Raw genomic sequence first — 12,481 nt, 5'->3', positions numbered from 1 at the left:
ACCTCGATTCTGGACGGACTGTCCGAGACGTCCGCGCTTCGCCTTCTTCCGGAGAGCGATCTTCCGGCGGTGGCGGAGGCCGTGCGGGCGGAGATGATCGAGGCCGTGTCGGTGACGGGCGGGCATCTCGGCTCCGGGCTCGGGGTGGTCGAGCTGACGGTGGCGCTGCATCACGTGTTCGACACGCCCGACGACCGCATCGTCTGGGACGTCGGCCACCAGGCCTACCCGCACAAGATCCTCACGGGACGCCGCGACCGCATCCGGACCCTGCGCCAGCCCGGCGGCCTGTCGGGCTTCACCAAGCGCTCGGAGAGCGTCTACGATCCGTTCGGCGCGGCCCATTCCTCGACCTCGATCTCCGCGGCTTTGGGCATGGCGGTGGCCCGCGACCTCGACGTGGCGGAGGCGAAGGCCAAGGGCCAGCCGCCCCTGAAGCGCCGCAACATGATCGCGGTGATCGGCGACGGCTCGATGTCGGCCGGCATGGCCTACGAGGCCATGAACAACGCCGGCGCCCTGCACTCGCGCCTCATCGTCATCCTCAACGACAACGACATGTCGATCGCCCCCCCGGTGGGAGCGATGTCGGCCTACTTCGCGCGCCTGGCCTCGGGCGGCACCTACCGCTCTTTACGCGAGACGGCCAAGCAGCTCGGCAAGCTGCTGCCCAAGGCGCTCTACCAGCGCGCGGCGGCGGCGGAGGAATACGCCCGCTCGCTGGTGGTCGGCGGCGGCACCATGTTCGAGGAGATGGGCTTCCACTACGTCGGGCCCATCGACGGGCACAACCTCGACCACCTGCTGCCGATCCTGAAGAACGTCCGCGACACCGAGCAGGGCCCGATCCTGCTCCACGTCGTCACCCGCAAGGGCAAGGGCTACGCCCCGGCGGAAGCCTCCGCCGACCGCTACCACGGGGTCGTCAAGTTCGACGTGCTCTCGGGCGTGCAGGCCAAGGCCAAGCCCAACGCCCCGGCCTACACGCGGGTGTTCGGCGAGAGCCTGATCAGGTGCGCCGACGCCGACCCCAAGGTGGTGGCCATCACCGCGGCGATGCCGGGCGGCACCGGCATCGATCTCTTCGGGAAAGCCCACCCCGACAAGACCTTCGACGTCGGCATCGCCGAGCAGCACGCCGTGACCTTCGCGGGCGGCCTCGCGACGGAGGGCTACAAGCCGTTCGTGGCGATCTACTCGACCTTCCTGCAGCGGGCCTACGACCAGGTCGTGCACGACATCGCCCTGCAGAACCTGCCCGTGCGGTTCTGCATGGACCGGGCGGGGCTCGTCGGCGCCGACGGCGCGACGCATGCCGGCGCGTTCGATCTTGCTTATCTCTGCTGCCTGCCGAACATGACCGTGATGGCGGCCTCCGACGAGGCCGAACTGGTCCACATGGTGGCGACCTGCCACGCCCACGATTCCGGCCCGATCGCCCTGCGCTACCCGCGCGGCGAGGGTGTGGGCGTCGACCTGCCCGAGCGCGGCGACGTGCTGCCCATCGGCAAGGGCCGCATGGTGCGCCGGCCCGAGGGCGCGCGGGTGGCGCTGCTGTCGCTCGGCACGCGTCTCTCCGAGGCGCTCAAGGCGGCCGACGCCCTGGAGGCCGAGGGCATCGCCGTGACCGTGGCGGATGCGCGCTTCGCCAAGCCCCTCGACGCGGGCATGATCCTCGATCTGGCCGCGACCCACGAGGTGCTGATCACCCTGGAGGAGGGCTCGGTCGGCGGCTTCGGCGCCATGGTGCTGCATCTCTTGGCCGAGACGGGCGCCCTCGATGCCGGCCGCGTCCGGGTGCGGACCCTGACGCTCCCCGACACCTACCAGGACCACAATTCCCCCGACGCCATGTACAAGGAAGCCGGCCTCGACGCGGACTCCATCGCACAGACCGTCCGCGCAACCCTCCCCGAGCGGAAGGTGCGGGGCCCGGCCAAGCTCGTCAGCGTCGGCCAGACCCAGCGCTGACCCGCGCCGCCCCCGGTCCGTCGGGGGCTCAGGCGCCGTAGTACGACCGGTACCAGTCCACGAAGGCCGGAATTCCCGTCGACAGGGGCGTCTCCGGCACGGTGCCGATGAGGGCGCGCAGGAGCTCCGTGCTCGCGTGGGTGCGGGCCACGTCCCCCGGCGGCAGGGGTTTCAGCACCCGCTCGGCCCGCTGCCCCAGGGCCGCCTCCAGGGCATCGATCATCGCATCGAGGCGCACGGGCCGGCCGCCGCCGATATTGACGAGGCGGTAGGGCGCCACCGGGCTCAGGGTATCGAAATCCCCCGCGGGACCGGTGCCGGGCGGGATGTCCATCAGGCGGGCGATGGCCGCCACGAGGTCGTCCACGTAGGTGAAATCGCGCTCGGCCGCCCCGCCGGCGAACACCTCGATGGGCTCGCCGCCCAGGATCTTACGGGTGAACAGGAACAGGGCCATGTCCGGCCGCCCCCACGGGCCGTAGACGGTGAAGAACCGGAACGCCGTGGTGGGGATGGCGAAGAGGTGGCTGTAGGCATGCAGCATCGCCTCCCCGGCGAGCTTGCTCGCGGCGTAGAGGGTCAGGGGCGACACCGCCCGGTCGGTCTCGCGGAACGGCATCTGGGCGTTGCCGCCATAGGCCGAACTCGTCGAGGCAAACAGGAGATGGCGCACGGGATGGGCCCGCACGGCCTCGATGAGGTTGGCGGTGCCGACCATGTTGGCCTGGACGTAGGCACCCGGATTCTCGAGGCTGTGGCGCACGCCGGCCTGCGCGGCGAGATGTACCACCATGTCGGGCCGCACCCGCGTCATGGTGTCGAGGAGCAGGCCGGGCTCCTCCAGGCGCCCTTCCACGGCCTCGAAGGATGGAGCCTGCGCCAGGAGGGCGTGGCGGGCGCGCTTGAGACCGACATCGTAATAGTCGCTGAACCCGTCCAGCCCCGTGACGGCATGGCCCGCCGCCAGGAGACGGCGGCCAAGGTGATAGCCGATGAAGCCGGCGCTGCCGGTCACGAGGACGCGCATCGGATCTCCCAAGGTAGGGCCGGGCCGCAGGGTGGTGCGGATCTGACGGGTGGAGGAATGCCCTATCCCGCGTGCCGCCGCACCTCAAGAAACCGCGCCGCCCGCCCGCCATTCAGCCATCCCGGGGCAGGCATACGCAGAAGGACTTGTTTGCAGGGTGAAGAACGCCATATATAACAGCAGCATGACGTGAGCGCGTCTCGCCTGCCCCACTCCCGCCGGTCCGCCCCCCCAACGCCCCTGCGTCGTCCGCAAGGCCGCGACGGGACGGGACGAACCATCGGAACGCGGCGCGCGCCTCCGATCTTCCCGACGGGCCCAGGCCCGCGACACTCTCTATTCCGCGAGTCGAACCCAACCATGAACCAGCTTGTCCGCATGTCCCAGGTCGGCGAGGCCGATGCGATCGCCGAGCCGTCCGCCTCGCTGCGGGTTCCCTTCGCGCAGTCGGGTGCGTTCGTGTGCAAGTTCATCATCGGCGAGCCCAACGACCGCGCCGTGTGCTGCGGCGCCCCGGTGTCGGACGGCAAGAGCTGGTGCGCCTTCCACCGCCGCATCGTGTTCGAGCCCGCCCGCCCCGGCCGCCTGCGCTGAGCCCGGCCGACATCGCCGACCGTCCTCACCCCCGCCGGGTCACCCGTCGGGGGTTTTTCATGCGCGGTCAACAGGCAAGAGGATCAATAGGCAAGAGGATCAATCGTCGAAATCATCGGACTCGTAGGGACGATAGCCGTAGAGGAGGCGGCCATCGGGAGCGGCGACGGTGCTGCGGCGCACGACGAGGTAGCCGGCCGCCTCGGCCTGCCGGATGCGCCTGGCGCGCGGGTCCTCCCTGAACGCATCGGGCGGCGGGGGCGGCGCGATGAAGCCGTAGGCGACCGGCCGGGCGCGCGCGGCGGCGTGCGCGGGGGAAGCCTGGGCATGGACGATGCGGACGGGCGCGCTCCGCACGCCCGGATCGGTCGGGGTAAGGGTCCGAACCGTGACGACGGACCGGCGGTGGGCTGCCGTCACCCGCGTCTTCGGGACGCGCGCGGCGGCCCGGGACTCCCTATGGGGCTTGGTGGAGGACTTGACGGCAGAGGACCTGGCGGCAGAGGACTTGGCATGAGGTTTCGGGGTCTCGGCCACCTTCGGCGCCTCGGGCGCGGGCCGGGCGGCGGGCGGCGCCACGGCGCCCCGCGCCGGGGGATCGGTCCAGGCCCGATCGGCGGGGGCTGTCTGCGCCGTGGCGGCGCCGGCCCAGCACAGGGCCATCAGGGCGACGAAGCGGGTCTGGGCGGACATGAGGCTCTCCCGATCGGTCCCGGCCCTCGCGGAGCGGGGTCACGCGAATCGAAGACGTTTCCCGGCCCGGATCGGATGAAACCTTAAGGAAGTCTCAACGCGACGTCCACAGGCCGGTGCGCGCGTGGCGGGGTGCGAACCGCTTGCGCGACGGCGGCCGGAGCGGCATGCCCCGCAAGGGACTTCATGCCCCGCGAGGGGACGTCGTGCCCCGCGAGGGACTTATCGTACGGTCCCGGATCGACCCGGCCCCTGCCTCGTTGAGGCTCAGCAGCGCCCCCCGGCGTGGAGAGGAAAGCCATTCCATGAGACGCGTCCTGTCGATCATCCCCGTTCTGGCCCTGACCGCGGGCGCCGCCCACGCGCAGGGGACGCCGCCGCAACCGGCGACACCGCCGGCGCCCGCCGCCGCGCCGGCCGCACCCCAGGCCTTCGAGGCCGACATCCAGAACGGCAAGGGCGAGGCCATCGGCCGGATCGCCCTGCGCGACGGGGCCAACACCCTGGTGATGCGGGTGACGATCCAGGCCGGCGGCCTGCCGCCCGGCTGGCACGGCATCCACTTCCACGCGGTGGGCGACTGTTCGGACACGGAGAAGTTCGAGAAGTCGAAGGCCCACGTGAACCACGACCAGAGCAAGCACGGCCTGCTCAACCCCGAGGGCCCGGACGAGGGCGACCTGCCCAACGTCTTCGCCAACGCCGACGGCTCGGTGAACGCCGAGGTGTCGAGCGAGACGCCGCTCACGGGCGAGGGCGGGTTGAAGGACGGCGACGGCTCGGCGCTCATCATCCACGCCAACCCCGACGACCACGCCACCCAACCCATCGGCGGCGCCGGCCCGCGCATCGCCTGCGCGGTGATCAAGTAGGACGACGGAGTCGCGGCCGGGATCACTCGGCCGCGAACAAGCCCGGCATATCGAGCATCGGCGGGGCCGCGGCGGGGGCGGGCTTGGCCTCGGGCGCAGCCCGCGCCTCTGCCCCCTTCACCTCCCCCGCCGGGGTCTTACTCTCGCCTGACGGAGTCTTGCCCTCGCCCGCCGGGGCCTTGGGGTCGCCCGGCGCCGTCTCGCAATTGAGGGACGGCAGGGCGACGACGCGGTTGCCGCGATAATCCATGCGGCACACGATGGTGCCCCGGGTCTCGACATAGGCGAGCAGCCGTTTGGCCCGGCCGGGCGAGCGGCTGCCGATGGCCCGCGCCAGGGCCTCGTCGCCGGGGCACGGCTCGCCGGCCAAAGCCGCGCGGGCGAGCATGAGGAACAGCCCCTGGACCTCGTCGGGAAGGGCTGCGGCGGCGGCCTGCGCCTCGTCCCAGCGCCCGTCGGCCTCCGCCGGCTCGGACGCGTCGAGTCCGGCGCGGGCGACGCCGAGGCGGCGGCGGAAAGTGGCGAGACTCATCGCTTCGCCGTCGAGGCCGCGCATCCGGCAGCGCACGAGGAAGTCCTGATACACCACCGCCACGGGCTGGCCGCCCGCATCCGGGTCGGCGGCGATGCCGCGCAGGACCGCGTCGCAGCCGGCGCGGATCTCCTCCTCGCTCAAGGGCTCGGGGGCCTCGACGGGTTCGGGCCGGTAGGCGCTGAGTTCGCGCATGAGGTCGGCCGGGGTCGCGCGCGGCACCGGCGGGGTGCGGGGCGCCGGCGCCCAGGCCGGGCCGCTGTCCTCGGCCGAGCGGGTGAGGATGAGGGCGCGCAGGTCCGCGTCGGCCGGGGCCGGCAGGGGCACGAGCTTCGGCGACCCCGAGCGCGCCGAGGTGGTGACGGGGCCGATGCGCAGGGCCAGGGGCCGGCGGCTGAGGGCGGGCCCCAGCGCCACGAACTCGCCGCGCGCCAGATCGCGGAACCGCTCGGCGCCGCGGCGGTCGAGGCCGAGGAGGTCGGCGGCCCGCGCCATGTCGATGTCGAGGAAGGTGCGGCCCATGAGGAAGTTCGTGGCTTCCGCCGCGACGTTCTTGGCGAGCTTGGCGAGGCGCTGCGTGGCGATGATGCCGGCCAGCCCCCGCTTGCGCCCCCGGCACATGAGGTTGGTCATGGCGCCGAGCGAGGCTTTCCGCGCCTCGTCCGAGACGTCGCCGGCGGCGGCGGGGGCGAAGATCTGCGCCTCGTCGACGACGACGAGGACGGGGTGCCAGTGGCTGCGCTCGGCCTCGAACAGGCCGCCGAGGAAGGCGGCCGCCGCGCGCATCTGCGCCTCCATGTCGAGGCTCTCCAGGGTGAGCACCACGGAGACCCGGTGGGCGCGCACCCGCGCGGCGATGGCCTGGAGGTCGGCCTCGCCGTGGGCGCCGTCCACCACCACGTGGCCGTAGGCCTCCGCCAGGGTGACGAAGTCGCCCTCGGGGTCGACGATGACCTGCTGGACCGATCCGGCGCTCTGCTCAAGGAGGCGGCGCAGGAGGTGCGACTTGCCCGAGCCCGAATTGCCCTGGACGAGGAGACGGGTCGCCAGCAATTCCTCGAGGTCGAGGCGGGCGGGCTCCGCGCCCGGCCCCATGCTCAGTCCCATCTCGATGCCGACGCTCATGCCCGCTCCGGTTGCCCTACGCACAGGACCCGTCCCGCGCCTGCTGGCTTTCGCAGATAAATCTTAACACGCGGGGGGCGGGTCCGGATCGGGCCGCGCGCCAGGCGTCCACAGACGCGTTCCCCTTCGTTCCTTGTTTGTCCCACATGCCCTCGCGCGAACCCTGCCACACCATGACTTTAATCTTAGGCCAAAAAACCTAGGATAATGATCTTTGCTGGATAGTGCGCTCATTCGACCGAACAAACCAGGAATGAAGCATGATCGAGACGTCGGATTCCCGTATGGACACGACGCGTCGGGCGGGTGCGGCGAAAGATCCGGCATTTCCCTGCAGGGTCGGGGGCGTCCGGGCCTTGCCGCACCGGGCACGCGATCTAGGTCACTCGCCATGAACCCAGTCCTCGTCGTCGCCCTCGTCTGCGCCTCCACCGTCCAGGCCCCCGATTGCTCGCGGGAGACGGCGCTCGACATCATCACCGGTCCGGCCCACACCCTTCAGGAATGCCTGATGCAGGGGCCGGTGCTCGCCGCCAATGCGGGTCACGGCAACGACCGGGACACCTACGTGAAGACGCGCTGCGAACCGCGGCGCTGAGCGTTCGACAGGAAGCCGTTATGGACGATGTCGCCCCCGACCGCGCGGTGATGATCCGCCTGCGCGCCCGCCTCGCCGTGGTGGAGCGCGCCGCCTGGTTCGGCCTCGTCCACGCCATGCGGACGCAGCCGGCCGAGACGGAGGCCTACCTCACGGCCGAGCGGGCCAAATGCGTGGAGGGGTTCGGGCAGCGCGGCTGGGCCGCCGACCTCACCGACGCCGAGCGGGCGATGCTCGGCGCCGAGGTCGATGCGGGGCTGGCCTCCCTCATCGCGGACGCCAAGGCGGACGTCTGAGCGGGCGGCCAGATCACCCCACCACCGGGTCCTTCTTCTGCGGCAGGCGATCGATGAGCGCCCGGTCGATCCCCGTATGCGCCGCCACCAGGGCGTGGGGGGTGAGGGCGAGCCATTGGCGCAGGGAGATGTCGGCGTAGGTCGGCGTCCGGAACATCTCCAGGAAGGTCAGGGTGCCCGGGCCGGTGTTCTCGATGTAGTGGCCCATGGCGAAGGGCACGTAGCCCACGTCCCCGGCCCGGTAGTCGAAGGTGCGCGCCTTCGATTCGGAGCCGAACACGGTCATGCGCCCCTCCCCCGCGATGTAGAACTGCCACTCGTCGCCGTTGGGGTGCCAGTGCAGCTCGCGCATGGCGCCGGGTTCGAGTTCGACCAGGGCCGCCGCGATGGTCTTGGAGGCGGGAAAGACCGTCGAATCCGTGATCCGCACGGTGCCGCCCCGGGTGCGGATCGGCTCCTGGGCCAGCATGCGGTGGCTGAAGGTCTCGGGGATCGGGCCGGCCCCGCCCATCTTGTCCCCCGCCAGCGGCCCCGGCATCGGGGCGGGGAAGATGTAGAGTTCCTTCTCCGGGAGATGGGCGAAGGCGCTCTCGGGCAGCCCGAAATTCTTGGCGAGCACGTCCTTCGGGGTATGGGCGAGCCAGTCGGTGAGGAGGAAGGTCGAATCCTCCGAGAAGGCGCCGTCGTCGAAGACGAGGAGGAATTCGCAGCCGTCGGTGCCGTCGCTCTCCAGGGCCTGGATCGAGTGCGGGATGCCGGAGGGGAAGTACCAGAGGTCGCCGGGGCCGACATCGTCCGCGAAGGTGCGCCCTCGCGCGTCGATGGCGGTGATGCGGGCACGGCCCTGAAGCATGTAGGACCACTCCGCCTCCTTGTGCCAGTGCATCTCGCGCACGATTCCGGCCTTGAGGCGCATGTTCACCCCCGCCATGGCCTTCGAGACCGGCAGTTCGCGAACGGTGGTCTGCCGGGCCCAGCCCCCCTCCTCCAGGCGCATGTGGCTGTCGGCGAACGACCATTTGAGATTGGGCATGGTGCCGTGGTCGGTCTTCGGCGGCCGCACCGTGAACGGGTCCTGCGCCTCGCGCGCCGGGTTGCGCGGGCCGAGGATCGGGGCCCCCTCCGTCCCGCGCTCCGGGGTGACGCCGCCCGGGGGGACACCTTGGTTGGCGGCGCGGGCGGTCGAACCCATCAGGGCGCCGCCGGCTGTGGCGGCGGCGATCAGGCTGCGGCGGGAGAGATCGGTCATGGGGTCTCGCGTGAGGCGTTCGGGCCGATCCCCGGATGGGGCCGGATCGGCCATGGGGAGCCCGCCACGATCGGATGGGTGATGTGGGACTCCGGCCGGGCAATGGCCCGGACCCGGACCGCGTTCCGAACGGCCGATCACGGTTTCGCGCGTCAGCCGCCCTCAGCCGCCGCGCCCGAAGCACTCGGTCCAGGCCGGCGGCATCCGGTCGAAGCCCGGCAGGGACGTCGCGGAAAAGACCCCGATGGCGACGGCCCGCGCCAGGGTCCGGGCGGCGGCGTCGCCGAGGCGCGCGAGGTCGCCGACGGGGTCGGCCAGCGGCACCCGGCCCGTCGCCACGGCGAAGACCACGTCGCCGTCGAGGGGCGTGTGGACGGGGTGGATCGCCCGGGCGAGGCCGTCCTGGGCCATCACGGCGAGGCGCCTTGCCTGGGCCTTGGTGAGGATCGCGTCGGTCGCAACGACGGCGAGCGTCGTGCTGGCGCCGGCCAGATCCGCGTGCTTGCGCGGCCAGTCGAAGGCCTCGGGCGGCATGTGGCGCGGAAAGCCCAAGGCTCCGAACTCGTCGCCGGCCTCGTAGGGCGCGGCCCAGAACTGTGCCCCGTCCCCCACGGTGACCCGGCCGAAGGCGTTGACGGCGGCGAGGGCGCCGACCCGCGCGGTCAAGCCGGAAACCTCCGCCGAGGCCGAGCCGAGCCCGCCCTTGAGGTTGGCCGTGGTCGCCCCCGTGCCGGCCCCGACGGAGCCGAGGGCGAAATCGACGGCGGCCGCCCGCGCCGCCGCGTAGCCGAGGTCGCGGTAGGGCGGGAACCGCCCCCAATCCTTGTCGCCCCCGTTGAGGAGATCGAACAGGACGGCGCCGGGCACGATGGGGACCCGGGCCGGGCCCACGGCAAAGCCGCGCCCGGCCTCGGCGAGCGCCGCCATGATTCCGGCCGCCGCGTCGAGGCCGAAGGCCGAGCCGCCCGACAGCACGATCGCGTCGATGCGCTCCACGGTCCGCTCCGGGTCGAGGAGGTCGGTCTCGCGGGTGCCGGGCCCGCCGCCGCGCACGTCGATGCCGGCCACCACGGGCGCGTCGAAGACGATCGCCGTGACGCCGCTGCCGAGGCGCAGATCCTCGGCGTGGCCGACGCGCAGGCCTTGGATGTCGGTGATGCGGTTGAGGCTCATGCGTGTTTTCCGATGGCGGATCGGAGACACGTCGCACGGCGGGCGGTCCCCGGCGAGGGGCCGCCCCGCGCAAGTGCAACCGGGGGCCGGCCGATTCTTGACCGGCGCACGGGTAGGCATCATCCGCTCCACTAGCTAGAGCGGAGGCGCCGAGGTGGGATCGCACGATCGCGCCGCCCCTTCGCGCCGGGCCGACACAGTTCAGGCATCGCCTTTCGGAGTTCGACATGACCACGTGGACGGCAGGCTACGTCGCCGATATCGGCTACACCCACGGCTTCTATCGCGAACTGACCCCGGCCCTGCTGAACTTCGTCCTGCTGACCCGGGGCCAGCGCGGGCCGGACCTCGACGGGCGCGTGACCTACTGCGAGCTCGGCTGCGGCCAGGGCGTCTCCACCAACCTCCTGGCGGCGGCAAACCCTGCGATCGAGTTCCACGCCACCGACTTCAACCCGGCCCAGATCGCCGGCGCCCGGGCGCTGGCGGCCGAGGCCGGCACGCCCAACGTCCACTTCTACGACCACAGCTTTGCGGAGTTCCTCCACGAGCCCGCCCTGCCGGCGTCCTTCGACGTCATCGCGCTCCACGGCATCTACAGCTGGATCAGCCCGGAGAACCGGGCCCACATCGTCGAATTCCTCCGCCGCCGCCTGAAGCCCGGCGGGATCGTCTACATCAGCTACAACACCCTGCCGGGCTGGGCGGCGGCCATGCCGCTGCGCCGCCTGCTCACGGACCACGCCGGCACCCGCACGGGCCCGATCATCCCGCGCATCGACGAGGCCGTGGCCTTCGCCGAATCCATGCGCGAGGCCAAGGCCTCGTACTTCACCCAGAACCCGGCGCTCGCCCCGCGCTTCGACAAGCTGAAGGCCCTGCCGCGCAGCTACCTCGCGCACGAGTATTTCAACCGCGACTGGACGCCGTTCTACGTCGCCGACGTGGCGGCCGAACTGGCCGAGGCCAAGCTGACCTATGTGGGCTCGGCGGCCCTGCTCGAGGGGGTCGACGCCATCAACCTCAACGCCGAGCAGCAGGCGATCCTGAAGGCTTGCGCCGATCCCGTGCGGCGCGAGACCCTGCGCGACTACATGGTCAACCAGCAGTTCCGCCGGGACGTCTACGTGAAGGGCGCCCTGCCCCACACGGTGCCGTCCTCCCGCGCCATCTGGACCCATCTGCGCTTCGCCCTGTCGACGCCGCGCGCCGAGGTCGCCCTGAAGGTTCAGGGGAGTCTGGGCGAGGCGCAGCTGCAGGAGGAGGTCTACCGCCCGATCCTCGACGTGCTGGCCCGCGGCCCGGCCACCGTGCAGGCGATCTTCGCCGACCCGTCGGTGAAGGCCCTCGACTGGGGCAAGCTCATGGAGGCGTTCGGCATCCTCGTCGGCTCGGGCCACGTCCAGCCGTGCCCGTCGGGCAAGGAACCCGCCAAGGAACCCGCCAAGGAACCTGCCAAGGACGAGGCCGCGCGCCTGAAGCGCACCCGGGCCTTCAACGCCGCCGTGATGAAGCGGGCCGAGGCCTCGGAGGAGCTCCAGTTCCTCGCCTCGCCGGTCACCGGCAGCGGCGTCCCGGCCGACCGCATGGCGCAGCTGTTCCTCTCGGCCCAGGCGGCGGGCGTCGATCCGGTGCAGCGGGCCTGGGCGGTGCTGCAGGCTCAAGGGCAGCGCCTCGTCAAGGACGGCAAGCCGCTCGATGGCGCCGAGGCCAACCTCGCCGACCTGCGCGAGCGCTACGACACGTTCGTCGCCACCCGCCTGCCGGTGTTCCGCCAGCTCGGGATCGCCTGATACCTCTTCCGGTTGATCACGTCGGATCGAACGGTCGCATCGGTGCTCCCTCTCCTGGAAGGAGAGGGTTGGGGTGAGGTGTGCGAACTCTCCGAAAAGGTCCCACACCTCACCCTGTCCCTCTCCTGGAAGGTGTGGGGACCCGCGTTTCACCGCCTCACCGACCTGATCAAGCGGAAACCGTATGACGCCCCGGCGCGGGGCGGCATCCGGGCGCCTGCCAGGACAGGGAACCCGTCGCGCACGGTTGCGGCCCCGCCGCCGGGTCCGGCGCGGGGGATGGCCAGGAAACGGGAGACGCGGGACGCCGCGAAACCACGTTTTGGTAAGTTTAGCCGGTCTCCCGGCGTCCCCCGGCCCGGCCCCGCGTCGAGGCCGATCCGTTTCGTCACGATGTCTTCACGGCCTCGGCGACTCGGCTAGGGCGTCTCTGCAAAGGGTTCACGGGCGTGGTGATCGCCCCCATGTTGTCGGGATGCGACGTTACGAACTGACTGATGCGCAGTGGGAGCAGATCGCCCCGTTGCTGCCTCCGCAGAAGCCGCGCACGGGCCGGCC

At 71.6% G+C, this 12,481-nt stretch carries 11 protein-coding genes and 1 pseudogene; 7 read left to right on the top strand and 5 right to left on the bottom strand.

Annotated elements, in window-relative coordinates; genetic code table 11:
- Positions 1–1,971, top strand: a 1,971-nt coding sequence (gene dxs, locus MKK49_RS21175) for a 1-deoxy-D-xylulose-5-phosphate synthase (RefSeq protein ID WP_244031861.1), incomplete at its 5' end; no start/stop codon positions are given.
- A gap of 28 nt (positions 1,972–1,999) precedes the next feature.
- On the opposite strand, the gene MKK49_RS21170 is transcribed toward dxs, so the two are convergent.
- Entirely contained in the window at positions 2,000–2,998 is a 999-nt protein-coding gene (locus tag MKK49_RS21170) for an NAD-dependent epimerase/dehydratase family protein (protein WP_244031860.1), read from the bottom strand.
- 360 nt (positions 2,999–3,358) lie between these two features.
- Between MKK49_RS21170 and MKK49_RS21165 the strand changes: the two genes are divergently transcribed.
- On the top strand, positions 3,359–3,592 hold the full coding sequence (locus MKK49_RS21165; protein WP_056097434.1) for a hypothetical protein: 234 nt from the start codon (positions 3,359–3,361) through the stop codon (positions 3,590–3,592).
- Between the two features lie 99 nt (positions 3,593–3,691).
- Here MKK49_RS21165 and MKK49_RS21160 read toward each other — a convergent pair whose 3' ends face one another.
- On the bottom strand, positions 3,692–4,285 hold the full coding sequence (locus MKK49_RS21160) for a hypothetical protein (protein WP_244031859.1): 594 nt from the start codon (positions 4,283–4,285) through the stop codon (positions 3,692–3,694).
- 305 nt (positions 4,286–4,590) lie between these two features.
- Here MKK49_RS21160 and MKK49_RS21155 point away from each other — a divergent pair, with 305 nt between their 5' ends.
- Positions 4,591–5,157, top strand: a complete 567-nt coding sequence (locus tag MKK49_RS21155) for a superoxide dismutase family protein (protein ID WP_244031858.1) — start codon at positions 4,591–4,593, stop codon at positions 5,155–5,157.
- Between the two features lie 22 nt (positions 5,158–5,179).
- On the opposite strand, the gene MKK49_RS21150 is transcribed toward MKK49_RS21155, so the two are convergent.
- On the bottom strand, positions 5,180–6,814 hold the full coding sequence (locus MKK49_RS21150; protein ID WP_244031857.1) for an ATP-binding protein: 1,635 nt from the start codon (positions 6,812–6,814) through the stop codon (positions 5,180–5,182).
- Positions 6,815–7,205: 391 nt separating this feature from the next.
- Here MKK49_RS21150 and MKK49_RS21145 point away from each other — a divergent pair, with 391 nt between their 5' ends.
- On the top strand, positions 7,206–7,412 hold the full coding sequence (locus MKK49_RS21145) for a hypothetical protein (protein ID WP_244031856.1): 207 nt from the start codon (positions 7,206–7,208) through the stop codon (positions 7,410–7,412).
- Between the two features lie 20 nt (positions 7,413–7,432).
- Positions 7,433–7,708, top strand: coding sequence for a hypothetical protein (locus MKK49_RS21140; RefSeq protein WP_244031855.1), 276 nt, complete (start codon positions 7,433–7,435; stop codon positions 7,706–7,708).
- A 13-nt stretch (positions 7,709–7,721) separates the two neighbouring features.
- Here MKK49_RS21140 and MKK49_RS21135 read toward each other — a convergent pair whose 3' ends face one another.
- Both MKK49_RS21135 and MKK49_RS21130 read right to left on the bottom strand, forming a co-directional pair.
- Complete coding sequence (locus MKK49_RS21135; RefSeq protein WP_279595689.1) at positions 7,722–8,957, bottom strand: oxalate decarboxylase family bicupin; 1,236 nt, start codon at positions 8,955–8,957, stop codon at positions 7,722–7,724.
- Positions 8,958–9,119: 162 nt separating this feature from the next.
- Positions 9,120–10,130, bottom strand: coding sequence for a P1 family peptidase (locus tag MKK49_RS21130; RefSeq protein WP_244031853.1), 1,011 nt, complete (start codon positions 10,128–10,130; stop codon positions 9,120–9,122).
- 227 nt (positions 10,131–10,357) lie between these two features.
- Here MKK49_RS21130 and MKK49_RS21125 point away from each other — a divergent pair, with 227 nt between their 5' ends.
- Both MKK49_RS21125 and MKK49_RS21120 read left to right on the top strand, forming a co-directional pair.
- Positions 10,358–11,923 (top strand): class I SAM-dependent methyltransferase, encoded by a 1,566-nt coding sequence (locus MKK49_RS21125; RefSeq protein WP_244031852.1) that lies wholly within the window; start codon positions 10,358–10,360, stop codon positions 11,921–11,923.
- A 475-nt stretch (positions 11,924–12,398) separates the two neighbouring features.
- A pseudogene (locus tag MKK49_RS21120) lies at positions 12,399–12,481 on the top strand (IS5/IS1182 family transposase); the annotation flags it as partial.

Source organism: Methylobacterium sp. J-090, from assembly GCF_022829345.1.
Taxonomy (GTDB): Bacteria; Pseudomonadota; Alphaproteobacteria; order Rhizobiales; family Beijerinckiaceae; genus Methylobacterium.
The sequence above is the reverse complement of the archived record's forward strand: the minus strand, read 5'-3'. Positions and strand labels throughout refer to the sequence as shown.

Bases quoted from the DNA above. Each gene is read 5' to 3' on its own strand.
- MKK49_RS21170 (WP_244031860.1), bottom strand. From the start codon at position 2,998: ATGCGCGTCCTCGTGACCGGCAGCGCCGGCTTCATCGGCTATCACCTT.
- MKK49_RS21165 (WP_056097434.1), top strand. From the start codon at position 3,359: ATGAACCAGCTTGTCCGCATGTCCCAGGTCGGCGAGGCCGATGCGATC.
- MKK49_RS21160 (WP_244031859.1), bottom strand. From the start codon at position 4,285: ATGTCCGCCCAGACCCGCTTCGTCGCCCTGATGGCCCTGTGCTGGGCC.
- MKK49_RS21155 (WP_244031858.1), top strand. From the start codon at position 4,591: ATGAGACGCGTCCTGTCGATCATCCCCGTTCTGGCCCTGACCGCGGGC.
- MKK49_RS21150 (WP_244031857.1), bottom strand. From the start codon at position 6,814: ATGAGCGTCGGCATCGAGATGGGACTGAGCATGGGGCCGGGCGCGGAG.
- MKK49_RS21145 (WP_244031856.1), top strand. From the start codon at position 7,206: ATGAACCCAGTCCTCGTCGTCGCCCTCGTCTGCGCCTCCACCGTCCAG.
- MKK49_RS21140 (WP_244031855.1), top strand. From the start codon at position 7,433: ATGGACGATGTCGCCCCCGACCGCGCGGTGATGATCCGCCTGCGCGCC.
- MKK49_RS21135 (WP_279595689.1), bottom strand. From the start codon at position 8,957: ATGACCGATCTCTCCCGCCGCAGCCTGATCGCCGCCGCCACAGCCGGC.
- MKK49_RS21130 (WP_244031853.1), bottom strand. From the start codon at position 10,130: ATGAGCCTCAACCGCATCACCGACATCCAAGGCCTGCGCGTCGGCCAC.
- MKK49_RS21125 (WP_244031852.1), top strand. From the start codon at position 10,358: ATGACCACGTGGACGGCAGGCTACGTCGCCGATATCGGCTACACCCAC.